The sequence below is a fragment of the Agrobacterium sp. CNPSo 2736 genome (assembly GCF_004005385.1).
Lineage (GTDB): Bacteria > Pseudomonadota > Alphaproteobacteria > Rhizobiales > Rhizobiaceae > Agrobacterium > Agrobacterium leguminum.
In genome coordinates this window covers 119,736-144,532 of sequence record NZ_RZTX01000002.1, presented here as the reverse complement: position 1 = coordinate 144,532, position 24,797 = coordinate 119,736, and the positions used below count along the sequence as shown (strand labels likewise).

Annotated in this window: 22 protein-coding genes and 1 tRNA gene; 12 read left to right on the top strand and 11 right to left on the bottom strand. The window is 59.6% G+C overall.

Annotation, left to right across the window (positions count from 1 at the left end; genetic code table 11):
* The first annotated feature begins 102 nt into the window (after positions 1 to 102).
* The gene (locus EM858_RS04765; protein ID WP_127756017.1) at positions 103 to 696 is read left to right on the top strand and encodes a hypothetical protein; all 594 of its coding nucleotides are present in this window, start codon (positions 103 to 105) and stop codon (positions 694 to 696) included.
* Positions 697 to 1,165: 469 nt separating this feature from the next.
* Here the strand turns inward: EM858_RS04765 and EM858_RS04760 are convergent.
* The 4 genes from EM858_RS04760 to EM858_RS04745 all read right to left on the bottom strand — a co-directional run bounded on the left by EM858_RS04760 (position 1,166) and on the right by EM858_RS04745 (position 2,341).
* Positions 1,166 to 1,255, bottom strand: a tRNA-Ser gene (locus EM858_RS04760).
* 87 nt (positions 1,256 to 1,342) lie between these two features.
* A complete protein-coding gene (locus tag EM858_RS04755) occupies positions 1,343 to 1,495 on the bottom strand; it encodes a hypothetical protein (RefSeq protein ID WP_164865308.1) in 153 nt (50 codons plus the stop codon).
* Positions 1,496 to 1,834: 339 nt separating this feature from the next.
* Complete coding sequence (locus tag EM858_RS04750) at positions 1,835 to 2,062, bottom strand: hypothetical protein (protein ID WP_035261278.1); 228 nt, start codon at positions 2,060 to 2,062, stop codon at positions 1,835 to 1,837.
* 15 nt (positions 2,063 to 2,077) lie between these two features.
* Positions 2,078 to 2,341: a hypothetical protein gene (locus EM858_RS04745; protein WP_035261275.1), complete on the bottom strand. Its 264-nt coding sequence runs from the start codon at positions 2,339 to 2,341 to the stop codon at positions 2,078 to 2,080.
* Positions 2,342 to 2,478: 137 nt separating this feature from the next.
* On the opposite strand from EM858_RS04745, the gene EM858_RS04740 reads away from it, so the two are divergent.
* The 3 genes from EM858_RS04740 (at position 2,479) to EM858_RS04730 (ending at position 5,165) form a co-directional block, all read left to right on the top strand.
* Positions 2,479 to 3,189: a hypothetical protein gene (locus EM858_RS04740; protein ID WP_127756015.1), complete on the top strand. Its 711-nt coding sequence runs from the start codon at positions 2,479 to 2,481 to the stop codon at positions 3,187 to 3,189.
* 138 nt (positions 3,190 to 3,327) lie between these two features.
* Positions 3,328 to 4,821 carry a D-alanyl-D-alanine carboxypeptidase family protein gene (locus EM858_RS04735; protein WP_127756014.1) on the top strand — a complete coding sequence of 498 codons (1,494 nt, stop codon included), beginning with the start codon at positions 3,328 to 3,330 and terminating at the stop codon, positions 4,819 to 4,821.
* An 83-nt stretch (positions 4,822 to 4,904) separates the two neighbouring features.
* Positions 4,905 to 5,165, top strand: coding sequence for a hypothetical protein (locus EM858_RS04730; RefSeq protein WP_003502750.1), 261 nt, complete (start codon positions 4,905 to 4,907; stop codon positions 5,163 to 5,165).
* 96 nt (positions 5,166 to 5,261) lie between these two features.
* On the opposite strand, the gene gyrA is transcribed toward EM858_RS04730, so the two are convergent.
* Positions 5,262 to 8,054, bottom strand: a complete 2,793-nt coding sequence (gene gyrA / locus EM858_RS04725) for a DNA gyrase subunit A (protein ID WP_035261270.1) — start codon at positions 8,052 to 8,054, stop codon at positions 5,262 to 5,264.
* Positions 8,055 to 8,271: 217 nt separating this feature from the next.
* Here gyrA and EM858_RS04720 point away from each other — a divergent pair, with 217 nt between their 5' ends.
* Both EM858_RS04720 and EM858_RS04715 read left to right on the top strand, forming a co-directional pair.
* Positions 8,272 to 8,901, top strand: a complete 630-nt coding sequence (locus EM858_RS04720) for a MarC family protein (protein WP_003525062.1) — start codon at positions 8,272 to 8,274, stop codon at positions 8,899 to 8,901.
* 132 nt (positions 8,902 to 9,033) lie between these two features.
* Positions 9,034 to 10,182, top strand: a complete 1,149-nt coding sequence (locus tag EM858_RS04715) for an HPP family protein (RefSeq protein ID WP_127756013.1) — start codon at positions 9,034 to 9,036, stop codon at positions 10,180 to 10,182.
* Positions 10,183 to 10,252: 70 nt separating this feature from the next.
* Here the strand turns inward: EM858_RS04715 and EM858_RS04710 are convergent, their stop codons facing one another.
* On the bottom strand, positions 10,253 to 10,831 hold the full coding sequence (locus tag EM858_RS04710; RefSeq protein WP_164865307.1) for a single-stranded DNA-binding protein: 579 nt from the start codon (positions 10,829 to 10,831) through the stop codon (positions 10,253 to 10,255).
* A 264-nt stretch (positions 10,832 to 11,095) separates the two neighbouring features.
* Here EM858_RS04710 and uvrA point away from each other — a divergent pair, with 264 nt between their 5' ends.
* Both uvrA and EM858_RS04700 read left to right on the top strand, forming a co-directional pair.
* Positions 11,096 to 14,017 carry an excinuclease ABC subunit UvrA gene (gene uvrA, locus EM858_RS04705; protein WP_020809937.1) on the top strand — a complete coding sequence of 974 codons (2,922 nt, stop codon included), beginning with the start codon at positions 11,096 to 11,098 and terminating at the stop codon, positions 14,015 to 14,017.
* 56 nt (positions 14,018 to 14,073) lie between these two features.
* Positions 14,074 to 14,874: a DUF72 domain-containing protein gene (locus EM858_RS04700; RefSeq protein WP_127756011.1), complete on the top strand. Its 801-nt coding sequence runs from the start codon at positions 14,074 to 14,076 to the stop codon at positions 14,872 to 14,874.
* 6 nt (positions 14,875 to 14,880) lie between these two features.
* On the opposite strand, the gene dusA is transcribed toward EM858_RS04700, so the two are convergent.
* Positions 14,881 to 15,891: a tRNA dihydrouridine(20/20a) synthase DusA gene (gene dusA, locus EM858_RS04695; RefSeq protein ID WP_127756010.1), complete on the bottom strand. Its 1,011-nt coding sequence runs from the start codon at positions 15,889 to 15,891 to the stop codon at positions 14,881 to 14,883.
* Between the two features lie 137 nt (positions 15,892 to 16,028).
* On the opposite strand from dusA, the gene EM858_RS04690 reads away from it, so the two are divergent.
* Both EM858_RS04690 and EM858_RS04685 read left to right on the top strand, forming a co-directional pair.
* On the top strand, positions 16,029 to 16,718 hold the full coding sequence (locus EM858_RS04690) for a fumarylacetoacetate hydrolase family protein (RefSeq protein WP_003525041.1): 690 nt from the start codon (positions 16,029 to 16,031) through the stop codon (positions 16,716 to 16,718).
* Positions 16,719 to 16,746: 28 nt separating this feature from the next.
* Positions 16,747 to 17,280, top strand: a complete 534-nt coding sequence (locus tag EM858_RS04685) for a gamma carbonic anhydrase family protein (protein WP_003525039.1) — start codon at positions 16,747 to 16,749, stop codon at positions 17,278 to 17,280.
* A 36-nt stretch (positions 17,281 to 17,316) separates the two neighbouring features.
* Here EM858_RS04685 and zur read toward each other — a convergent pair whose 3' ends face one another.
* The 3 genes from zur to znuC are packed head-to-tail and all read right to left on the bottom strand — an operon-like array spanning position 17,317 to position 19,458.
* Positions 17,317 to 17,730, bottom strand: a complete 414-nt coding sequence (gene zur / locus EM858_RS04680; protein ID WP_020809932.1) for a zinc uptake transcriptional repressor Zur — start codon at positions 17,728 to 17,730, stop codon at positions 17,317 to 17,319.
* Positions 17,727 to 18,545: a zinc ABC transporter permease subunit ZnuB gene (gene znuB, locus EM858_RS04675; RefSeq protein ID WP_127756009.1), complete on the bottom strand. Its 819-nt coding sequence runs from the start codon at positions 18,543 to 18,545 to the stop codon at positions 17,727 to 17,729. Before znuB ends, zur begins: the two co-directional genes overlap by 4 nt.
* Positions 18,538 to 19,458 carry a zinc ABC transporter ATP-binding protein ZnuC gene (znuC, locus tag EM858_RS04670; protein ID WP_127756008.1) on the bottom strand — a complete coding sequence of 307 codons (921 nt, stop codon included), beginning with the start codon at positions 19,456 to 19,458 and terminating at the stop codon, positions 18,538 to 18,540. The genes znuB and znuC overlap by 8 nt, the downstream gene beginning before the upstream one ends.
* A gap of 104 nt (positions 19,459 to 19,562) precedes the next feature.
* Here znuC and znuA point away from each other — a divergent pair, with 104 nt between their 5' ends.
* Positions 19,563 to 20,555, top strand: a complete 993-nt coding sequence (gene znuA, locus EM858_RS04665) for a zinc ABC transporter substrate-binding protein ZnuA (RefSeq protein ID WP_127756007.1) — start codon at positions 19,563 to 19,565, stop codon at positions 20,553 to 20,555.
* Positions 20,556 to 20,749: 194 nt separating this feature from the next.
* Here the strand turns inward: znuA and EM858_RS04660 are convergent, their stop codons facing one another.
* Positions 20,750 to 21,802 carry a LacI family transcriptional regulator gene (locus EM858_RS04660; RefSeq protein WP_164865306.1) on the bottom strand — a complete coding sequence of 351 codons (1,053 nt, stop codon included), beginning with the start codon at positions 21,800 to 21,802 and terminating at the stop codon, positions 20,750 to 20,752.
* Between the two features lie 489 nt (positions 21,803 to 22,291).
* Here EM858_RS04660 and EM858_RS04655 point away from each other — a divergent pair, with 489 nt between their 5' ends.
* Positions 22,292 to 24,790: a glycoside hydrolase family 2 protein gene (locus EM858_RS04655; RefSeq protein ID WP_127756006.1), complete on the top strand. Its 2,499-nt coding sequence runs from the start codon at positions 22,292 to 22,294 to the stop codon at positions 24,788 to 24,790.
* The last annotated feature ends 7 nt before the right edge of the window (positions 24,791 to 24,797 follow it).

Sequence of the window (24,797 nt, the reverse complement as noted above, 5' to 3'; positions counted from 1 at the left end):
AATAAATCTACCATCGGCGGCTCCGTAAGTAACTCCAGCGGAGGACAAACAGTAACTCCGCGCGCCACGCCTGATATAAACGTGACGGCTACTCGATAAATAATGCGTCACATCCAATTTTCTGGAGAAAGCCATGGAAAAATGGTTTCTTTTATAAAATCAACATTCTTTTTCTGGCCAATATTAGTGGCATCTGGCTGCTCTCAGCAGCCGGATGCGGCCACCACCCGACAGGAGATGGCGCGGAATATTTGCAAATCAAATGTTCCAAACGTCGACATCAAGACCTACACAAACATTCAAGGGTCAACGATCCACGGCGACGTTACCAATTCAACGATCTACCGGACATATCCGTGGGCAACTGCGATATATATTACGCGAAAGCCATCCTACACCCGGACCAATGTCGGCATGACAGTGCAAACCGTTTGCCAGCCCTTCTATGGATGTCAGATGGTACCTATGCAGACCATGTACCAATCACAGGAAAGCCTCGCGGAGGTCTACGGTATGGCACGCGTGCCTGTAGCCGATCAGGGCAGTGCCGAAGCCATCGCAGAAGCCGAAACCCAGGCGGAAGAAAACTGTGATCAGGCTGCTGAGCAATTTGCTCAGGCACGCGGAAAATCGCGACATTCTCTGCCCTACACGCTTGCATGCGTCCGTCTCGCCGCGAGTGTCTGTTCGTTCTGAATTTGACCTGTCTATTCCGTATAAAAGCTACTGTATGATTGTGCAGTGGCTTTTATGGCGTGACAAAACTCCTCGAAGCGCTTGTGCCGATACGTATTGACTCGCGCTAATATAAGAACATCACTTGGCACGGCAGTGCGCGCTTTTACAAGATGAGGGACGATTTTGAACTCTTTAGCCAGAGATGAGAATGTGCGCCCAAAACCACGATAGCTGGAAGCCGATCCGGTCGTGACATAACCGTGAAGAACGTTCGTGTCGGCGAGTTTGTAGGGCCTGTCATGCAACCTTCGCTTTTAGAATCGCCGTGTCAGTAAGTACGCCCGCTCCATCTTTACCCAGTTTTTGATTCTAATACCCGGCTGGGTACCCGGAAATGACCGGGATAGTACGAAACGGCATGGAACCAGTTTGAACCGGAACCGTATAGGGCGCGTAAGGGCAAACGGGAGCATATGATAAAAAAGGGTGGCAGATGGGGTGGGATTCGAACCCACGGTACGCTCTCACGCACGCCGGTTTTCAAGACCGGTTCCTTAAACCACTCGGACACCCATCCATCGGTGGTGAGGCTTTATAGCGGTTTGAAAAAGGCCGTCAATCCCGCCCGGGCGAGCTGTGTCGCCCTTCTCTTGCGGTTGGCAGATCATTGCCCCGGGGTCGTTGCCGGCGGCAGCAGGGATCCGTCGCCTGAAGGTATCGAGGGCACCTGCTGAGCCGTCTCGAATAGCGTCAGGCTTAAAACGATTGCGACAAGCACCAGCAAAAGCGCCACGAAGAGGATTCCCGATTTATCCATGCGTCTGCTCATGTCACGTTATGTTAAAGGCGAATATGTGCAATTCGAGGCAATGCGAAGAATAAAGCGAAAGTCTGTCAAGTTGTCTTACAGATTGTCCAAACTCATCGTTCAAAAATCTGCGGATTGAGCGAAATTTATGCATAGGCGTACTGTTTGGGACGGAAATGGCCTATCGCGTCAGCACTATTGTCACTTATATCAAGCCATCGCTCCCGGGCATTGCCCAACTTTCCCCGAGCGATCAACCTGCCCCGCCTCTTTGCGGGGCTTTTTTCTTTCATGGCCCAGAAGATGAAGCGCGGCCAAAAGGCTCGCGGCTCTCTCACCGCCCTCGCCTCAGACGCCGATGCTCGGCCCGCCGTTGCCATGCCGGCCGTCACCCCGGAGAATATCCTCAAACAGGTTCAGCAGCGCCGGCGGCAAGGTATCGGACAATTCCGCGATGATTTCGTTGGCGCGATTATAGGAATAGATGGCTGAAAGCGTCAGCACCAGAAGCACGATCCACGGCCAGATCGGCTTGCGCCTTTGCGGCGCTCCGTTCGGTTGTTGCGGTAAAGTCATGCCGGCACCTTCCCTTCAGGCCTTCACGCGCGGTTCGCCTCCGGGCGCATAGGCGGTTTTCTGCAGGAAACGGAATATATTGCCGCACTGGGCGCAGCGGATCATGAAATCCGTCGGATCGCCCGAGGCGCGCTCCGCGCGAAATCCGCGCGGCATTTCATCGATGCGAAAATCGACGTCCCGGCGGCTCTTGTCATCCGATTCCGACGCTTCGGCAAAACCCTGATGACCACATCTGGAACATTCGAGCTTCCGGGAATATCTGTCGCGCGCTGCCATATGCCGTCCTTTGCTTGGTCGGTATCAGGTAGCAGCGGCAAAACATCATTTCAATGCCGATCGCCTCGGGTTAAAGCTTTGCACGGCTATTTCCCGGCCGGAAACCCATCCGGCGGCCGGAACGAATATGGAAGCCCATGAACGACCAGAAACCCCTGCTTTCATCGTCACTCATGCTCCGGGCCGTTCTCATCGCCGGAATTCTTCTCGTCTTTCTCGGCGTCCTCAATGTCGGCATCAAATGGTATGGCGAGCGGATTCTCCAGGCGGGCCATACGACGGCCACCGAGGAGGTGGAGATCGTCATCGGCAACGACCGCCTGAAGCTTGCCCAAAACACCCTGCGGGCGCCTTCCGAACGCCTCGGCGGAGAACGCGAGCGCGTCGACCTTTATCTAAGCTGGCCTGACCTCGAGGGTTATGAGGAAGCGAATCGCGCCGTCTTCGACGATCCGGCGCAGGCGGCAGGGCTGATCTTCATCCAGCTTTCGCAAAGCACCATGTCCGAGGACATGTCCGGTCGTTTCGGGCCGATCTATTCGCGGCTGACGGAGGGAGAGCCGGTGCCGCTGAAGCACGGCCTGATGCTGCACCGCCTGCGCGCCGATTCCGGCTACGGCAAGGAAGTCATATTGACCGGCGAGCGCGAGGGCGAAAGCGCCTATGTGGTGCGCTGCCTCATGCCGCAGGCGGCCACCGGCAGCGATTGTCAGAGGGATATTCACGCCGGACAGGACCTCAGCCTGTTCTACCGTTTCTCCTGCGCCCTGCTGCCGCAATGGCAAAAGCTGGACGCGGATGTGAAAAACTATATCGAGCGCCGCCTCGTAAAAGACGGAAATCGGTGAAACAGCACGGCACAGATTGCGTGCGAAAAGTCGCATTTTATGGAAGGCAGATACCTTTCATAAACCACTTGGTAACGCCATCCCGATAAAGTTTCTTCCCGGAGCATCGGGCGGGGCGTGTCCGAGCGGAACAGAAATATGCGATTGAAGAGTTCAGCAGTGTTGAAAAGTCTATCTGGGGCACATTCGCGCAAAGCGGGTGCGACGTCTTTCGTAAGGTTTATTGCGTTAACCCTTGCTGCGGCGTTCATAACCGCAACATCCGTTCAAGCCGCAAAGGCCGATCCGAAATATGCGGGCATCGTCATCGATGCCAAGACCGGCAAGGTCCTCTATGGCGAGGATCCGGACGGGCTGCGTTATCCGGCTTCGCTGACGAAGATGATGACGCTTTATCTGACATTCGAAGCGCTCAATACCGGACGTATCTCGCTCGATTCCAAGGTGCCGGTGTCAGCCAACGCCGCCAAGGAGCCGCCATCCAAGCTTGGCGTGCGCGCCGGCGGCAGCATCACAGTGGAACAGGCTATCCTTGCACTCGTCACCCGGTCCGCAAATGACATGGCCACCGCGCTCGGCGAATATCTCGGCGGCTCGGAAGACCGTTTCGCCAGAATGATGACCGCCAAGGCCCGTGCACTCGGCATGACCCGCACGACCTATCGCAACGCCAACGGCCTGCCCAACACGGCGCAGATGACGACGGCGCGCGACCAGGCCCGCCTCGGCGTCGCGCTTCGTCAGCATTTCCCGCAATATTACGGCTATTTCTCCACCCGTACCTTCAACTTCGGCAAGCAGGTTATCGGCAACCATAACCGCCTCGTCGGAACCGTGAAGGGTGTGGATGGCATCAAGACCGGTTATACCCGCGCAGCCGGCAGCAACCTTGCCACATCGGCGCAGCTCGACGGTCGCTCCATCGTCGCCGTCGTTCTTGGCGGCCGCTCCAGCGCTGCCCGTGACGCCACCATGCGCAAGCTTGTCGCAACCTATCTGCCGCAGGCATCGCGTGGCGGCAACAGCAACCTGATCGCGCAGACCCGCTCAGCGCCTGTCGAAGAGCCCGTCGCCGTGGCCGCTGCTGTTCCGTCCGTTGCAGTTGCAGCAACCGCAGCCGGCCTGCCCAATTCCGGTCCGGTGCCGCAGACCCGTTACGAAGAAGCGCCGGTTACCGCCTTCGCAGGCTCCTCTTCCAATGCAGCCGTCAAGGCCATGGAAGCCGCCACCTGGCAGAAGGGCAAGGACCCAATCAATCAGGCGCCCGCTGCACCGGACCGCAAGTTGATCACCAACTCGACCAAGGTGGACAATATCGTCACCGCCTCCACCACGGCGCCTGTTGTCTCCGCCCCTTCGGTTTCGGCCAGGTCCGAGGCTCCGCAGGGCGGCTGGGTGATCCAGATCGGTGCATCTCCCGATGAGAACTCCGCGCGCGGCCTGTTGCAGAACGCGCAGGAAAAGGGCGGCGCGGCACTGCGCTCCGCAAAACCCTTCACGGTCGCCTTCAGCAAGGACGGCTCCCAGATCTACCGCGCCCGTTTCGGCGGTTTCGATGGCCAGAACGCCGCGGTGAATGCATGCAATGCATTGAAAAAGAAAGGCGTCAGCTGCTGGGCGTCACTCCAGTAACAGACGTTTCCGCAGGCGGTGCTTCATGGTCGAAACATCGCCTGTCTCCTCGAAATTTGTAATGTGTAGCGAGGCTTTCCAAGATGGCAGTCAACGAGAATTATTCGGACATTGCGTCTGGCAACGGGCATGGCAGCCTGTCGGTTCTGCATCCCATTCACGAAGCGGCGATGCGTATCGCCGATCTCGGTCTCAATCGTTCCAAGGCGAAGACACGCGATCTCGTGGCGCTGCTTCTGTCGCACGGCGCCCGCGCCTGGCGCTCCAATCAGCCGGAAGCGAACATCCACCTTCATGTCGCGAGCCGCTCGGGTCGCGCTCCGGTCCATATTCGCATTCGCTGAAAATCAAACGCAGTCGACAAGACACAAACAAAAACCCCGCGGAGCCTGAGCGCCGCGGGGTTTTTCTTGACTGGTAACCGGAGATAACAAGGCGGCTTACGCCTCGTTTTCCGGTGCCTCCGGCGTATCCGGCAAATCGTCGGCGGCATCTTCGCCATTGCCGTTCTCCGCTTCGTCGTCGCCTTCAGGCTCGTTGATGCGCTCCACGGAAACCACCTTCTCATCCTTGGCGGTCGAGAAGATCGTCACACCCTTGGTGGCGCGGCTGGCGATGCGGATGCCGTTGACCGGCACGCGGATGAGCTGACCGCCATCGGAAACCAGCATGATCTGGTCGCCTTCTTCCACGGGGAAGGCCGCGACCAGTTCACCGATCTCGTTGGTCTTAGAGGTGTCGGTGGCGCGGATGCCCTTGCCGCCGCGACCCGAGGTGCGGAAATCGTAAGAAGAGGAACGCTTGCCGAAGCCCTTCACGGAAACCGTCAGCACGAATTCTTCGCGTGCCTTCAGTTCCTGATAGCGCTCTTCGCTGAGTTCACCCTCTTCCGTCACTTCCTCGCCGACGAGCGCGATATCGTCCTCATCCACGCCTGCGGCACGCCGTTCGGTAGCCGAGCGCTTCAGATAGGCCGCACGCTCCCACGGTTCAGCTTCCACATGGCCCACGATGGTCATGGAGATGATGCGGTCGCCCTCGGCCATGTTGATGCCGCGCACGCCGACGGAGTTGCGGCCGGCAAAGACGCGCACATCGTCCACGGGGAAACGGATGCACTGGCCGAGCGCGGTCGTCAGCAGCACGTCGTCGCGGTCCGTACAGGTTTCGACGGAGAGGATTTCATCGCCCTCCTCGTCCAGCTTCATGGCGATCTTGCCATTGCGGTTGACCTGCACGAAATCACCGAGCTTGTTGCGGCGAACCGTGCCGCGCGTCGTCGAGAACATCACATCCAGCGTTTCCCAGGTCGTTTCGTCCTCGGGCAACGGCATGATGGTGGTGATGCGCTCGCCGGGCTCCAGCGGCAGCATGTTGATGAGGGCCTTGCCCTTGGACTGCGGCGTGCCGATCGGCAGGCGCCAGACCTTTTCCTTGTAGACGATGCCACGCGAGGAGAAGAACAGCACCGGCGTATGGGTGTTGGCAACGAAGAGACGGTTGACGAAATCCTCGTCGCGCGTCGCCATGCCGGAACGGCCCTTGCCGCCGCGACGCTGCGCCCGGTAGGTGGTCAGCGGCACGCGCTTGATGTAGCCAAGATGCGAAACGGTGACGACCATGTCCTCGCGGGCGATGAGATCTTCATCGTCCATATCGGGACCGCCCTCGACGATCTCGGAACGGCGCGGCGTGCCGAACTCGTCGCGGATGGCGACAAGCTCGTCCTTGACGATCTGCTGGATGCGCAGGCGCGATGACAGGATTTCGAGGTACTCGGAAATTTCAGCACCGATCTTGTTCAGCTCGTCGCCGATTTCATCGCGGCCAAGCGCGGTGAGGCGGGCAAGGCGCAGTTCGAGAATGGCGCGCGCCTGCTCTTCCGAGAGATTATAGGTGCCGTCTTCATTGATGCGGTGGCGCGGATCGTCGATCAGACGGATCAGGCTTTCCACATCCTGCGCCGGCCAGCGCCGCGTCATCAGCTCTTCGCGGGCCGAAGCGGGATCGGGCGCATGACGGATAACCCGGATGACCTCGTCGATATTGGCAACCGCAATCGCCAGACCAACCAACACATGCGCACGCTCGCGCGCCTTGCGCAGCAGATATTTCGTACGACGGCTGACGACATCCTCACGGAAGGCCACGAAGGCGCGCAGCATGTCGATGAGCGTCATCTGCTCCGGCTTGCCGCCGTTCAGCGCCACCATGTTGCAGCCGAAGGAGGTCTGCAGCGGCGTGTAGCGGTAAAGCTGGTTCAGGATGACTTCGGCATTGGCGTCGCGTTTCAATTCGATGACGACGCGATAGCCCTGACGGTCGGATTCGTCGCGCAGGTCGGAAATGCCCTCGATGCGCTTTTCCTTGACCAGTTCGGCCATCTTTTCGATCATGTTCGCCTTGTTCACCTGATAGGGAACTTCGGTGATGATGATCTGTTCGCGGTCACCGCGCATCGGTTCGATGGTGGCGCGGCCGCGCATGATGACCGAGCCGCGGCCGGTCTCATAGGCCGAACGGATGCCGGAACGGCCCATGATCAGCGCGCCGGTCGGGAAGTCCGGGCCGGGAATGATCTGCATCAGCTCCGGCAGCTCGATCGCCGGATTGTCGATCATGGCGATACAGCCGTCGATGACTTCCGAGAGATTGTGCGGCGGAATATTGGTGGCCATGCCGACCGCGATGCCGCCTGCCCCGTTGACCAGAAGGTTCGGGAACTTGGCCGGAATGACGACCGGCTCCTGCAAGGTGCCGTCATAGTTGTCGCGGAAATCGACCGTTTCCTTGTCGAGATCGTCGAGCAGCGAATGGGCGGCCTTTTCCAGACGGCATTCGGTGTAACGTTCTGCCGCCGGCGGATCGCCGTCGATGGAGCCGAAATTGCCCTGCCCGTCGATCAGCGGCAGGCGGAGCGACCAGTCCTGCGCCATACGCGCCAAGGCGTCATAAATCGCCGCATTGCCGTGCGGATGGAATTTACCCATCACGTCCCCGGTAACGCGGGCGCATTTGACGTATTTCTTGTTCCAGTCGATGCCGAGTTCGGACATGCCGTAAAGAATACGGCGATGAACCGGCTTCAGGCCGTCTCGCACATCGGGAAGCGCGCGGGACACGATGACGCTCATGGCGTAATCGAGATACGACCGCTGCATTTCCTCCATGATGGAAATCGGTTCAATGCCTGGCGGAAGTTTTCCGCCGCCGGGGGGGCTCTGGTCAGTCAAAACGGATCACATTCTCTGTTAAGAATCGGATGGATTTTTATAGCGGAAACAGCCACGTTAAGCCAATTTCCCGGCGAGTTTTGAACAGGCTTTTGCGTCATTTGCAAGACGAACGCCGCTTTTCACGATTTAGCCCGGCAAAAGCGCCACCGCTCCCTTTCAAAGTGCTAGCGACTTGCGTAGGCTCCGCCCTAAAAACAGATGAGACGGGGAAAGAATGGCCAGCAGCGAAACGCTCATCAACGCGCTTACCACACTTCTGGTCACGCTCGATCCGCCGGGCCTCGCCCCCGTCTTTCTGGCGCTGACCGCCGGCATGACGCGCGACCAGCGCAGCCAGGTGGCGCTGCGCGGCTCCATCATCGCCTTCGGCATTCTCGCCGTCTTCGCGCTCTTCGGCCTTGCCATCCTCAATCTTCTCGGCATCTCGCTCGGCGCGTTCCGCATCGCCGGCGGCCTGTTGCTGTTCTGGATTTCCTTCGAGATGATTTTCGAAAAACGCCAGGAGCGCAAGGAAAAGACCTCCGAGATCGCCATCACCAAGGACCACCTTCACAATCTGGCGGTCTTTCCGCTGGCGCTGCCCCTGATCGCCGGGCCAGGCGCCATTTCCGCGACCGTGCTACTTGCCGGCTCGATGAAAACCACCGTCGAGATGCTGGTGCTCATCCTGATCCTCGCTTTCGCCATGGCCCTCGTTTATGCGGCCCTGATCGTCTCGGAGCGGATGGACCGTTTTCTCGGCAATACCGGCCGCGCGATCCTCACCCGTCTGCTCGGCGTGCTGCTTGCCGCCCTTTCCGTGCAGTTCGTGGTCGACGGCATAAAATCGGCCTTCGCTTTTTGAAAAGCCGCCCCTTGGTGGTGCCAGCGCAATAAATTCCCGCCAACCGCTGAAATGCCGGAAAATCCTCCCTTTAAATCCGACCGCCGCTTCGGCTAAAAGACGCATGTTTTTTCGGATTCGAAAGTTATCTCCATGCGTTCCACGCTGCGTCGCCTCATCCCGGATGCCGCACCCGTCAGCAACAGGGAAAGGCTGCGCTCCGCAACCGGCGCCTTTGTCGGCATTCTGCTGACCGGCCTTCTGGGAAGTCTCGCTCTCAGTTTCGACCCCACGCTGCCCGCCATGATCGCCCCGATGGGCGCTTCGGCCGTGCTTTTGTTCGCCGTGCCCTCCAGCCCGCTGGCGCAGCCCTGGTCGATCCTCTGCGGTAACCTCGTTTCGGCCTTCGTGGGCGTGACAATCGCGCTGCTGGTTCCGGATCTATTTCTTGCCAGCGCGCTCGCCATCAGCCTCGCCATTGCCGCGATGATGGCCTTGCGCTGCCTGCACCCGCCAAGCGGTGCGGTGGCGCTGACCGCCGTTCTTGGCGGCCCTGCCGTGTACAGCCTCGGTTATGGCTTCCTGCTCTGGCCGGTCGCCGGAAATTCGCTGATCCTTCTTGCCCTGGCCCTCGCCTATAACAACGCCACCGGTCGCGCCTACCCCCACGGCCTGAAGCTTGGCAAGGCCGCCCACGGCACCACGGATCCGACCCCCATCCAGAAAATCGGATTTTCCTCCAACGACCTCGACGAGGTGCTGAAGGAATATGACCAGGTCCTCGATATCGACCGTGACGAGCTCGAAACCATTTTACGCAAGACCGAACTGCGCTCCTGGCGTCGCCGTGCGCTGCATCTCGATTGCGCCAGCGTCATGTCGCGCGATGTCGTCGGTGTTGCGCCCGATGACAGTCTGCGACACGCCCATGCCCTGATGCACAGCCACCATTTCAAGGCATTGCCGGTCACCAACGATAAAGCGGAGATCGTCGGCATCGTCACCCAGACGGATTTTCTGGAAAAGGCAAGCTGGAGAAACGGCCGCCCCTCCATCGGTTTCCTGCAGCGGCTGCGCCTCATCCTCTCCGGCGCAAGCGCCCCCAACGATACCGTCAAGGACATCATGACATCGCCAGTCAGAACCGTACGGCCGGAAACGGCAATCGAGGAGGCCATCATCCGCTTTGCCGAAGAAGGACTGCACTACCTGCCGGTCATCGACTCCAGAGGCAAGATGGTGGGCATCGTGTCGCAATCCGATGTCATGGTCGCGATGCTGGCGGACAAGGTCGCGGCATAGGTCCTCGCAGCCTCAAAGCGGGCAGTCCGTGGTTTGCCCGGTGCCCGCCTCCTGTCAGTCGCTGTCCCGCTCAGAACGGAATATCGTCATCCATATCGTTGGAGAAGCCGCCGGAAGGCTGGCCGCCGCCGCTACGGGAAGAGCCGCCGCGCGACGAGGACTGCTGGTCGTAACCACCGCCATAGCTGGAGCCGCCGCCGCTGCCATAATCATTGCCGCCGCCGAAATCGCCGCCGCTGCGGCCACCGCCCTCACCGCGACCATCGAGCATCGTCAGCGTGGAGTTGAAGCCCTGCAAAACGATTTCGGTGGAGTAACGGTCGTTGCCGGTCTGGTCCTGCCATTTGCGCGTCTGCAGCTGGCCTTCAATATAGAGCTTGGCGCCCTTTTTTACATATTGCTCCACGACCTTGCACAGGCCTTCGTTGAAGACGACGACGGTGTGCCATTCGGTCTTTTCGCGGCGCTCGCCGCTGTTACGGTCCCGCCAGGTCTCCGAGGTGGCGATGCGCAGATTGGCGATGGGGCGGCCATCCTGCGTCCGGCGGATTTCGGGATCGGCGCCCACGTTCCCGATCAGAATTACCTTGTTTACGCTACCAGCCATCTCGTCATCCTGTCCGCCGGCCATCATGACCGGCAATTGCATTTCAAAAAATTCGCCACACAATAGCCGCCGCCGCCCGCAAAGGGCACCGCAAGCATGGAACTATCCACAAAGAATAATCTTAAGCTGCGGGAGCAGACATTCGCGCTTGCAATTCGTTCCTTTTTTGTTCTATTAAATCGCAGATTTCGAGTCAAGCATTCCGAAAAGCTGCGACCGATTGGGAATAGACCTCGACACATCCGGCTGCGTCACTACATAAGGACGCGCTGCCATCAAGCCCGTTATTTTTGTCCGAGCCTTGTCATGAGTGAACTGAAGACGATTTCCATCCGTGGCGCCCGCGAGCACAACCTCAAGGGCATCGATCTGGACCTGCCGCGCAACAAGCTGATCGTCATGACCGGCCTTTCCGGCTCGGGCAAGTCCTCGCTTGCCTTCGACACGATCTATGCCGAGGGCCAGCGCCGTTATGTCGAAAGCCTCTCGGCCTATGCGCGCCAGTTTCTGGAAATGATGCAAAAGCCGGATGTCGACCAGATCGACGGCCTGTCGCCGGCAATCTCCATCGAGCAGAAGACCACCTCGCGCAATCCCCGCTCCACGGTCGGCACGGTCACCGAAATCTACGACTATATGCGCCTGCTGTTCGCGCGTGTCGGCGTGCCCTATTCGCCGGCCACGGGCCTGCCGATCGAAAGCCAGACGGTCAGCCAGATGGTCGACCGCATTCTCGCTTTCGAGGAAGGCACACGTCTTTATATTCTCGCGCCGATGGTGCGCGGCCGCAAAGGCGAATATAAAAAGGAACTCGCCGATCTGATGAAGAAGGGCTTCCAGCGCGTCAAGGTGGATGGCCAGTTCTACGAAATCGCCGACGTACCCGCCCTCGACAAGAAATACAAACACGACATCGACGTGGTGGTCGACCGTGCGGTGGTGCGCCCGGATATGGCGGCGCGCCTTGCCGACAGTCTCGAGACCTGCCTCAAGCTCGCCGACGGGTTGGCGGTTGCCGAATTCGCCGACAAGCCCCTGCCGCCGGAAGAAACCGCCGCCGGCGGTTCCGCCAACAAGTCGCTCAACGAGACCCATGAGCGTGTGCTGTTTTCGGAGAAATTCGCCTGCCCCGTTTCAGGCTTTACCATTCCGGAAATCGAGCCAAGGCTGTTCTCCTTCAACAATCCCTTCGGCGCCTGCCCCAGCTGCGATGGCCTCGGTTCGCAGCAGAAGGTGGATGAAAACCTGATCGTGCCGGAGCCCGCCCGTACCCTGCGCGACGGCGCCATCGCTCCCTGGGCGAAATCCTCGTCGCCCTATTACAATCAGACGCTGGAAGCGCTCGGAAAGGCTTTCGGTTTCAAGCTGTCGAGCAAGTGGTCGGATCTTTCGAAAGAGGCGCAGCACGCCATCCTGCAGGGCACCGATGACAAGATCGAATTCAACTATCAGGACGGCGCCCGCTCCTACAAGACGGTGAAGAACTTCGAAGGCATCGTGCCCAATCTGGAGCGTCGCTGGAAAGAGACCGACAGCGCCTGGGCGCGCGAGGAAATCGAACGCTACATGTCGGCGGCCCCCTGCCCGGCCTGCGCCGGTTATCGCCTGAAGCCGGAAGCGCTCGCCGTCAAGATCAACAGGCTGCATATCGGCGAAGTCACCGAAATGTCGATCCGCACCGCGCGCGACTGGTTCGAGGTGCTGCCGGAAAGCCTCAACGCCAAGCAGAACGAGATCGCAGTCCGCATCCTCAAGGAAATCCGCGAGCGCCTGCGTTTCCTCAACGATGTCGGGCTGGATTATCTCAGCCTGTCGCGCAATTCCGGTACGCTTTCCGGCGGTGAAAGCCAGCGCATCCGGCTGGCCTCGCAGATCGGTTCGGGCCTCACCGGCGTTCTCTATGTTCTCGACGAACCCTCGATCGGCCTGCACCAGCGCGATAATGCCCGCCTGCTGGATACGCTGAAACATCTGCGCGATATCGGCAATACCGTCATCGTGGTCGAACATGACGAGGACGCCATTCTGACGGCGGATTATGTGGTCGATATCGGCCCCGCCGCCGGCATTCATGGCGGTCAGGTGATTGCGGAGGGCTCACCGCAGGAGGTGATGGCCAATCCGAAATCGCTGACCGGCAAATATCTCTCCGGCGAACTCGGCGTCGCCGTACCGGCAGAGCGCCGCAAGCCCAAGAAGGGCCGCGAGATCAAGGTTTTTGGTGCACGCGGCAATAACCTGAAGAATGTTACGGCCGCCGTGCCGCTCGGTGTTTTCACGGCCGTAACCGGCGTATCGGGCGGCGGCAAATCGACCTTCCTGATCGAGACGCTCTACAAGTCGGCGGCGCGCCGGGTGATGGGCGCGCGCGAAATCCCGGCCGAACACGACCGCATCGACGGTTTCGAATTCATCGACAAGGTCATCGATATCGACCAGTCGCCGATTGGCCGCACACCGCGTTCCAACCCGGCCACCTATACCGGCGCCTTCACGCCGATCCGCGACTGGTTCGCCGGCCTGCCGGAAGCCAAGGCGCGCGGTTATGCGCCGGGCCGTTTCTCCTTCAACGTCAAGGGCGGCCGCTGCGAGGCCTGCCAGGGCGATGGCGTCATCAAGATCGAGATGCACTTCCTGCCTGACGTTTACGTCACCTGCGATGTCTGCCACGGCAAGCGTTACAATCGCGAGACGCTCGATGTCACCTTCAAGGGCAAATCCATTGCCGACGTGCTGGATATGACGGTGGAGGAAGGCGTGGAGTTCTTCGCCGCCGTCCCGGCCGTGCGCGACAAGCTGCAATCGCTCTTCGATGTCGGCCTCGGTTACATCAAGGTCGGCCAGCAGGCCAATACGCTCTCCGGCGGCGAGGCGCAGCGCGTCAAGCTCGCCAAGGAACTGTCGAAGCGCTCGACCGGCCGCACGCTCTATATTCTCGACGAACCGACGACCGGCCTGCATTTCCACGATGTCAACAAGCTCCTGGAAATGCTGCATGCTCTGGTCGAACAGGGCAATTCCGTCGTGGTGATCGAGCATAATCTCGAAGTCATCAAGACGGCTGACTGGATCATCGATATCGGCCCCGAAGGCGGCACGGGCGGCGGCGAAGTGGTCGCGACCGGCACACCGGAGGACATTGTGAAGGTCGAGCGTTCCTATACCGGTCACTTCCTGAAGGAGCTTCTGGAGCGCCGGCCGGCCGGAAAACGGGAGGCTGCGGAGTAATCCGCAGCTTTCGTCGCAAGGGTTCGATAGGCCGAAGGCCGGAGGAGGAACAGCATATGTCGACATCAGGCACGATCCGCACCGGTATCGGCGGCTGGACCTTCGAGCCATGGGAAGGCACGTTTTATCCGGAAAAACTGCCGAAGAAGCGCCAGCTGGAGCATGCCAGCCGGCAGCTCACGGCCATAGAGGTGAACGGCACCTATTACAGCAGCCAGAAGCCGGAAACTTTTGCCAAATGGGCTTCCGAAGTGCCCGAGGATTTCGTCTTCTCGCTAAAGGCGAGCCGCTTCGTCACCAACCGCAGGGTTCTGGCCGAGGCCGGTGAATCGATGACGAAGTTTCTGACGCAGGGGCTGACGGAACTCGGGTCCCACCTCGGCCCGATCCTCTGGCAATTCGCGCCGACGAAAAAATTCGACGCGGAGGATTTTGGCGCATTTCTGTCCCTGTTGCCCGAGAAGCAGGACGGCATCCGTCTTCGCCATGTCGTCGAAGTGCGCAACGAGACATTTCAGGTTCCGGAATTCATCGATCTTCTCTCCAAACATAAGGTCGCCGTCGTCTGCGCCGACCATCATGACTATCCGATGCTGCCGGATGTGACGGCCGATTTCGTCTATTGCCGCCTGCAAAAGGGCGAGGACGATATCAAGACCTGTTACCCGAAAAAAGACATCGACCACTGGGCCGAGCGGGTAAACACCTATGCGAAGGGCGGCGTGCCGGACGATCTGCCGCTGATAGCGCCGGATCGGAAAGTCGAAAAGACACCGCGCGATGTCTTCGCCTTCTTCATCACCGGCGGCAAGGTGAATGCGCCTGTTGGTGCACAGGAATTGCAAAAGGCGGTCTGAGCGCTTTCAGCCCGCCATGTCTTTCGTCGGACTGAAATCGATGGCCGAAAAAGCGGCTTCGATCACCTCCGGGCCAGCGCCCGGCCGGGTGGCGTCGCTGGAGAGGATTTGCCGGAAACGGCGCGCGCCGGGCATGCCCTGAAACAGCCCGACCATGTGGCGGGTGACGTGGTTGAGACGTCCGCCTGCGGCGATATAGTCGGCGGCATAGGCCATCATCGCGTCACGCAGCGCCATCCAGTCCGGCTGGCGAGCCTCTTCGCCATAGATACGATGGTCGACATCGGCAAGAATGGACGTGTTGTGATAAGCGGCACGGCCAAGCATCACGCCATCCATATGCTGGAGATGCCCGCTCGCCTGATCGAGATCGGCGATACCGCCATTGATGCCGATAAAGACATCAGGGTTTTCCCGCTTCATGCGATAGACGAGATCATAATCGAGCGGCGGCACTTCGCGGTTTTCCTTTGGCGAAAGCCCCTGCAGCCAGGCTTTTCGCGCATGAACCCAGACCGCGTCCGCGCCCGCCGCAACAATCCGCTTCAGAAAATCCGGCAGAACCGCTTCCGGCTGCTGATCGTCCACCCCGATCCGGCATTTCACCGTAACCGGCACGCTGGCGACAGCTTTCATTGCCGCGACACATCGCGCCACTACGTCCGGCTCGCGCATCAGGCAGGCGCCGAATGTGCCGGACTGCACCCGATCCGAGGGACAGCCGACATTGAGGTTGATCTCGTCATATCCGTAATCGCCGGCGATCCGCACCGCCTCGGCAAGCTTGGCCGGATCAGACCCGCCAAGCTGCAGCGCAACGGGATGTTCCTCAGGGTGATAACCGAGCAGCCTTTCGCGCTGGCCGTGGATGATGGCGTCGGCGACGATCATTTCGGTATAAAGCAGCGCGCGCTTCGACAATTGCCGGTGCAGAAACCTGCAGCGGGTATCGGTCCAGTCGATCATGGGGGCCACGGCGAAGATTTTTTCGCCGCTTGCAAGCGCTTGTCTGTACATGGATTAACCTCTTTGCGCCGGCTTCTACAGCAAAGGACCGTAAAAAGCCAGTTTTGCAGGCAGGGTCATTTTGAACTGGAAATCGCCCCGGAATCGCGGGACAAGAAGTGCACCGAAAAAGACGACAGGAAATCGACATGGCCGCCACCGTCATCCCCGCTCCGAAACCCGTTCTCCTGCCCGTGGAAGGCACGGGCGATCTGTTCCCCGTCCGGCGGGTCTATTGCGTCGGCCGCAATTATGCCGATCACGCCATTGAGATGGGCCACGATCCCTCGCGCGAGCCGCCCTTTTATTTCCAGAAAAACCCGGACAATCTGCTGCCCGCCGGTCAGGACTTCCCCTACCCGCCGCTGTCATCGAATGTGCACTACGAAGTCGAATGTGTCGTGGTTCTGAAAAGCGGCGGTGCCGATATCCCGGCATCCGAGGCGCTGGACCATGTCTGGGGTTACGCCGTCGGTATCGACATGACCCGCCGCGACTTGCAGGACGGCCTGAAGAAGATGGGCCGCTCCTGGGAAGGCGCGAAGGCCTTCGAATATTCCGCACCGGTCTCCCCCATCGTCCCCGCTGACAGGATCGGCCATCCCGCTACCGGCGCGATCTGGCTCGACGTCAATGGCGAACGCAAGCAGACGGGCGATCTTGCCCAGATGATCTGGAAGGTGCCGGAAGTGATTGCCGAGCTTTCCAAGCTGTTCACGCTTGCCGCCGGTGACGTCATCATGACCGGCACGCCGGCCGGCGTCGGCCCCATCGTGCGTGGCGACCGCATCGAATGCGGCGTCGAGGGTGTCGGCACACTGGGCGTGACGGTTGCCTGAGGCCGTCGAAAAAAGGGAGGATACCGCCATGCCGCTTTACCGCCTCGCCGACCGTGTGCCGCAGACCCCTGCGCCTGATCGCTACTGGGTGGCGCCCGACGCCAATGTCATCGGCTCGGTGACGCTCGGCGAGGATGTCGGCATCTGGTTCGGCGCAACGCTGCGCGGCGATAACGAGCCGATCAGCATCGGGCGCGGCACCAATATTCAGGAGGGCGTGATGGTGCATAGCGATCCCGGTTTTCCCGCCGTCATCGGGGAAATGTGCACCATCGGCCACCATGCCATCGTGCATGGCTGCACCATTGGCGACAATTCGCTCATCGGCATGGGCGCGACGATCCTGAATGGCGCGAAGATCGGTCGCAATTGCCTCGTCGGCGCCAATGCGCTGGTGACGGAGGGCAAGGAATTTCCGGACAATTCCCTGATTGTCGGCTCGCCGGCGCGCGCCATCCGCACGCTGGATGATGAGGCAGCCGCGGGGCTTCGCCGCTCGGCGGAAAAATACATCGAAAACTGGAAGCGCTTTTCGAAAGATCTGGCGATCATCGAAGGATAGGAAACGGCGGGCATCCACGCCCGCCCTGCCGTGAGACTAAGCCGAGCACGCGGCGCAGAGGCCGCGAATTTCAATCGTGGTCTTTTCCGCCTTGAACTTGCTGTCCTTCACCCAGCGCTCGAGACGATGGTCGATTTCGTGGTCGTGGAATTCCGTCACCTGCCCGCAAGATTCGCAGATGGCGAAAGCCACCGTGCCATGGTGGTGCGAGCAGCACTCCGCCTGCGTATGGGTGCAGGCAACGAAGGCGTTGAGGCTCTCAAGCCGGTGCACGAGACCAAACTCCACCAGCTTTTCCAGCGCCCGGTAAACCTGCAGCGGCGCACGAAAACCCTCATCCCGCAACTTGTCGAGGATCATATAGGCGCTGAGCGGCTGATGCGCGTTTGAGAGGGCATTCATGACCAGCGACTGGTTCTTGGTGAGGTTTTGCTGGGTCTGCGCATTCATGATTTGCCTCCTTCATCCGCGGCGCGGGAAAAACCCGGCGCCGGCAACAGGCTTATAACGAAGAGGATCACCGCGGCAACCACGATGGATGGGCCGGATGGCGTATCGTAACTGAGCGAGCCGAACAGGCCGCCGACAACGGCGACCGCGCCGATCAGCGAAGCCACCACCGCCATCACCTCAGGCGTAGCGGAAAAACGTCTGGCGGTCGCCGCCGGTATGATGAGCAGCGACGTGATGAGCATGATGCCGACCACCTTCATGGCAATGGCGATCACCAGCGCCATCAACAGCGTGAAGATCAGCTTTGCGCGCTCCGGGTTCAACCCCTCGGCCTCGGCCAGCTCCGTATTGACGGTGGAGGCAAGCAGCGACCGCCACAGGAACACCATGGAGACGATGACCACCAGCCCGCCCCCCCAGATCAGCGCGATATCGCTGCGAGTGACGGCGAGAATATCGCCGAACAGGAACGAGACGAGATCGATGCGCACCCAGCTCATGAAAGCGACGATGACGAGACCGATCGCCAGCGCCGAATGGGACAAAATGCCAAGCAGCGCATCGGCGGAGAGCGCCTGACGCCGTTGCAAAAAGAGCAGCAGCACCGACACGGCCGACGCCACCAGAAAGACGCTGACGATGAGGTTGAGCTGCAACAGCAGCGACAGCGCGACGCCGAGCAGCGCCGAATGCGCCATCGTATCGCCGAAATAGGCCATGCGACGCCAGACGACGAAACAGCCGAGAGGACCGGCAGTGAGCGCAACGCCAATACCGGCGACCATGGCGCGAACGAAGAAATCGTCAAACATGGCGCTCTCCCTGTCCGTGCCTGGATGGCGTATGTCCCTCATGCTCATGCTCATGGCCGCAGCCGCATTCGTCATGGCTGTCGTGACGGTGGCCGTGGTCATGCATATGATGGTGCCCATCCTCGGGGTGGCAATGATCGGTCACCGAACCATCCGCATGCTGCACCCGGCCATCGGGCAGATGGGTATGATCGTGATGGTGGCTATAGACCGCGAGCGCCTTGGCTGCGGCGCCGCCGAACAGCCGCATATATTCCGGGCTCTGGCTCACCGCCTGCGGCGTGCCCCGGCAGCAGACATGGCCGTTCAGGCATATGACGGTATCTGTTTCGGCCATCACCACATGCAGGTCATGCGAGATTAACAGAATTCCGCAATTATTTGAATTTCTGATATTTTTTATCAGATCATAGAGCGCGATCTCGCCGGAGAAATCGACACCCTGCACTGGCTCGTCAAGAACCAGCAGATCGGGTTTGCGGGCGATGGCGCGGGCCAGAAGCGCGCGCTGGAACTCGCCGCCGGAAAGGTGCTGCACTTCCGCATTGGCGAGATGCGCAATGCCCGTCGCATTCAGCGCCGCGTCGATTTCGCGGGCTGGCAGCGGCCCGGTCAGCGTCATCAGCCGGCGCACCGAAAGCGGCATGGTCCAGTCCACGGAAAGCTTCTGCGGCACATAACCGACCTTCAGACCGGCAATGCGCGAAACCTCGCCCTCGGTCGGCTTCACCACGCCGATCGCCATTTTCGCGCTGGTGGATTTGCCGGAACCGTTCGGCCCGATCAGCGTGACGATCTCGCCCTTGCTGACGGAAAATTCCACGCCGCGCACCAGCCAGCGGCCGTTGCGCTGCACGCCGGCATTGGCAAGGGAAACCAGTATCTCTTTGCCCCGATGGGCGGAATGAAGCATGGGATTGTCCGTTCGGCGATGTTGCTTACCGCTATTGCATACGTTATAGAGTTACGCAATAAATGTAATAACATAACTATACTTCTTCAAGTGGAGTGCATTTCATGAAATCGTTTCTGATCCCGCTCATGGCATCGGTGGCAATAGCGGCCGCCGCTTCCGGCGCCACCGCCGCGCCCGATGTCGTGGTCTCGATCAAGCCCGTCCATTCCCTCGTCGCCGCCATCATGCGGGGCGTCGGCGAACCGCAGCTCATCGTCGACGGCGCGGCTTCGCCGCATACCTATAATCTCAGACCGTCCAATGCGCGCAAGCTGGAAAAGGCGGATGTGGTCTTCTGGGTTGGGCCGGGACTGGAAGCCTTCCTGGAAAAGCCGCTCGAAGCGCTTGCCAGCAAGGCAACCGTGGTGGAACTGGAAGACGCAAAGGGTCTGGAAAAGCTGCCCTTCCGCGAAGGCGGCCCCTTTGAAGCACATGACCATGGCGATGAAGGCCACGAGGCGCATGACGGCCATGCCGAAGAGGAAGGCGCGCACGATCATGGACACGATCATACGGAGGGTCACGAGGACCATGACCACGGCGCATACGATACCCATTTCTGGCTCGATCCCGCCAATGCCAAGGCGATGGCGCAGACGATAGAAACCGCACTGATCGCCGCCGATGCCGGCAATGCCGCGACCTATCAGGCCAACACAAAAAAACTGATCGACGACCTCGATGCGCTCGATGCCGAACTCAAGGAAACGATCAAGCCGGTGAAGGACAAGCCGTTCATCGTCTTCCACGATGCCTATCAATATTTCGAGCATCGTTATGGCGTGAAGACGGCGGGATCGATCACCGTCAGCCCCGAAACCCTGCCCGGTGCGGACCGCGTCAAGCAGATGCAGGAAAAGGTTCGCCAGCTCGGCGCAACCTGCGTTTTCGCTGAACCGCAATTCGAGCCGAAGCTGATTTCGGTTATCACCGAAGGCACCGCCGCAAAGTCGGCCACGCTCGATCCGGAGGCAGCGACACTGGAACCCGGCCCGGACCTCTATTTCAAGCTGATGCGTGGCATTGCAGGCTCGCTGAAGGATTGCCTGTCCTGATGCGCATTGCCGCCCCTAACGCCCCGGCTCCGTCATTCCGGCTTTGAACCGGAATGCGGACGAAGCGTGAATGACCAGAATAATACATATTTTAAACCAGTTACTTGCGCTTGAAATATAAAGCACTGCATAAAGGAACGAGCCGCGACAATCGCTCGGCAGAGACGTCGCGCCATCAATCGCAAAGCGGCTCGTTACGGCTTCGGCGCCATCGAAGACCAGACAGGGCTGCTGATGCTCTGCAGGGTTTCCGGCGACGCGCCGTTGATGCGCGCCAGAAGGGCCTTCGCAAGCTCCCTGCCCGCCAGCTTGATATCCTCATTGACGGTGTGGATCTGCGGCTTGATCCAGTTCAGGAACTCGGCGGACTGTTTCGAAACGATATCGATATCTTCGCCGATTTTCACACCTGCCGCTTCGAAACCGGCCACCAGCGCAATGGTGCTGCTGCCGCTGATCGAAACGATGCCGTCGGGACGGTCATCGGATTGCATCAGCCGCTGGCCGAAATCGCGGATTTTTTCGAGCGGCGTTTCGATGGTGATGGCATCCAGCGGAAATTCGCTAAGGCCGAAATCCCTGATCGCCCGGTTGAAACCCTTGCGGGCGTGATCGTGGAACGAAAACCGCGATGGCGGCACGACGACGGCGATCCTTTTGCGTCCGCATTGCGCCAGCCGCTCGACCGCCTCATAGGTATAGGCCTCATTGTCGAAATCATGAAAGGCATGGTCGATGCCCATATCGGACCGCCCATGGGTGACGAAGGGCATGTTGCGCTCGGTCATGAACCGAACGCGCGGATCGTTGGGCTCGATCTTCGAGATGATGACCCCATCCGCCGAACCGGTATCGAGAATATAGCGGATCGGCACCATGGAATCCTTGGCATGGATGTGGGGCGTCACGACCAGATGATACTGTGTGGTGGAAAGAACCTCGGTGATGCCAAACACCATCTGGCTGGTGAAACCCATCAGTTCTTCATCGACGCTCAGCACAAGGGCGATCACATTGGTCTTGCCGGTGCGAAGGCGCACCCCGGCGCGGTTTGGCTGGTAGCCGATCTGCCGGGCGATCAGCCGCACGCGCTCCTTGGTTTCAGCACCGATATCGGGCGCATCCTTCAGCGCGCGCGAGACGGTGGTGATGCCGAGACCCGTCATATAGGCGATTGTCTTCAAGGTCGGACGCTCGCCCGTGGTCGCGGGTATGTCGTCCCTGCCGGATTTGCCAGTATCGTTCATGTCATTTCGCCACGCTTTACCGAACGATAATCATAGATAGCTTTTGCTCTGTTGCAAAGGCAAAGGTCGGCAGTCAAAGGCCAGTTCGTCCGACTATCCGCCAATTCAGCTAAAACGATATAGGTCCGGAAAATATTTCCCGACTGCGACCCTATTCTTCCGGGGCCAAAAGTTCGGATATCATTGGATGAAAATCCTAATTATTCAGATTAGAAAACTGATATAAAATACTAATATAAAATGATAAAAATAACGAATTACTGAGCGAGACAACGTCATGGTCAAGACCCGGCGTTCCCCGGCATTTTTCATGTTGCCGATTGTCACCCAAAGGAATGACGGAACGATTGTTTTACGGTAACGTTGCCGAAGGGAGGAAATCACAAAGCCGGATAAATGTGAGGCAGCCGCTTTGCGAGCATCCATTCTCCCCAGATTCTGACACAAGCCTGCACCATGATGCAGGCTAGTCTTCTTCGAATTCATATTATGCAGGGTCCGATTATGATTTCTTCTTCCTCGCCCGAAACCGTCATCGATCTGGCCGGGTCCTGGCGCCTGACCTCGGTGGAAGGAGACCACGCCACCCAGCTTTCCGTACCGGGCGATATTCACACCGCGCTCAAAAATGCGGGCATCATTCCAGATCCCTATCACGGCGCCAATGAGAAGGCGGTGCAATGGGTCGCGCAGCAGGACTGGATTCTCGAGCGCACATTCATTCTCGATGAGGCGGATGCCAGCTGGTATCTCGATATCGATTACCTCGACACCGTCGCCATCGTCTTCGTCAACGACATCCCGGTCCTGAGCGCCGACAATTGCTTCCGCCGTTACCGCCCCGATGTTTCGCGCGCAGTGCGGCCGGGTGAAAACACCATCCGCATCCATTTCCATTCCAACATCGTGGCCGGTGCGGAGCGTCAGGCGCGGCAGCCCTTCTATATTCCCTATCACCCCGGCAATTCACCGATCGCCAATGGCAACATGTTGCGCAAGCCACAATGCCATTTCGGCTGGGACTGGAACATCGCCATTGCGCCGCTTGGGCTTTACGGCAAAATCCTGCTGAAGCGCCTCGATACGGCCCGCATCGAGCATGTCATCACCTCGCAGCATCATGTCGAAGGCGGCGTTGAGTTACATGTGGCCGTGACGCTGTTTGCCGAAGGCCCGGCAAGCCTGCCGGTCTACCTCTCCCTCAACGATGAAAGACTGCGGCTCGATTGCGGCGTCGGCGCGGGCGAGACGGTGGTGCGCCACGTCTTTTTCGTGGAAAATCCGCAACTCTGGTGGCCGGCCGGCAGTGGTGAGCAGACACTCTACAGTCTAACGGTGGAATTGCCCGACGAGACCGTCACCCGGCAGATCGGCTTCAGGACCATCGAACTACTGACGGACAAGGATGAAGCGGGCAGCCGCTTCGCCTTCCGCATCAACGGCCGGGAGATATTCTGCCGCGGCGCCAACTGGATTCCGGCAGATGCGCTCCATTCGCTGACCAGCCGGGAAAAGACCGAAGATCTCCTCTGCTCCGCGGTCGAGGCCAACATGAACATGATCCGCGTCTGGGGCGGCGGATTCTATGAGGAAGACTGGTTCTACGATCTCTGCGATCGTCTCGGCCTTCTGGTCTGGCAGGACTTCATGTTCGCCTGCAATCTTTATCCCTGCAGCGAGGACTTTCTCGACAATGTCGAACACGAGGTCGATTACCAGGTGAAACGCCTGTCCTCGCATGCCTCCATCGCGCTGTGGTGCGGCGATAACGAGCTGGTGGGCGCGCTGACCTGGTTCGATGAATCCCGCAACAATCGCGACCGCTATCTCGTCGCCTATGATCGTCTGAACCGCACCATCGAACGGGCCCTGAAAAAAGCCGCCCCCGAAGCGCTCTGGTGGCCATCGAGCCCCGCGTCGGGTTATCTCGATTACGGCGATGCATGGCACGCGGATGGTTCCGGCGACATGCATTACTGGTCCGTCTGGCACGAGAATAAGTCGTTCGACAATTACCGGTCGGTCAAACCGCGTTTCTGCTCCGAATTCGGTTTCCAGTCCTATACATCCATGCCCGTCATCCGCACCTATGCGGAAGACAGGGACATGAACATCGCCTCCCCGGTCATCGAGCTGCACCAGAAGAATGTCGGCGGCAATGAGCGGATCGCCGGCACCATGTTCCGTTATTTCCGCTTCCCCAGGGATTTCGAGAACTTCGTCTATCTGAGCCAGGTCCAGCAGGCGCTGGCCATCCGCACGGCGGTCGACTACTGGCGCTCGCTGAAACCCCATTGCATGGGCACACTTTATTGGCAGTTGAACGACACATGGCCGGTCGCCTCATGGTCGAGCCTCGATTATGGCGGCGGCTGGAAGGCGCTGCATTATGCCGCCCGACGGTTCTTCCAGCCGGTCACGGTCTCGGCCATTCCCTCCAGGGATGGACGACAGGTGAGCTTTTCAATGGTCAACGACACGGCGGAAGATGTCGAGATCGACATGAACATCGTTGCGCTGACCATGGACGGCAACCGCGTGCCGCTGAAATCCGCCAACGGCACATGCGCGACGGATAAGGCCGCGACGCTGACAGAAATCGACATGGACAGCCTGCCGGATGGCGCCATCCTTGCGTGGAGCTTCATTGCCTCCAACGGCATGACCGGCGAAGGCCACCATGTGCGCGACACCTACAAGGCGCTGGAGCTTCAACCCGCCGGGTTGGAGCTTTCCGTCGGCCCGCTGAAGAACGGCCAGTTTGAAATCGATGTCACCGCCGCCGGTCTCGCCCTCTTCGTCATGCTGGAGGCGGACCAGCCGGGGCGATATTCGGACAATCTCTTCGATCTTGCCGCCGACGAAACGCGCCGCATCATCTTCACCCCGAAAGCGGACGGTCCCCAGCCGCATTTCCGCATCTTCGATCTTCATACCTGCCAATCCCCGCCCAATCCCGGCCTAATCTCGGCCCAACCCCGGCATTGAAACCATG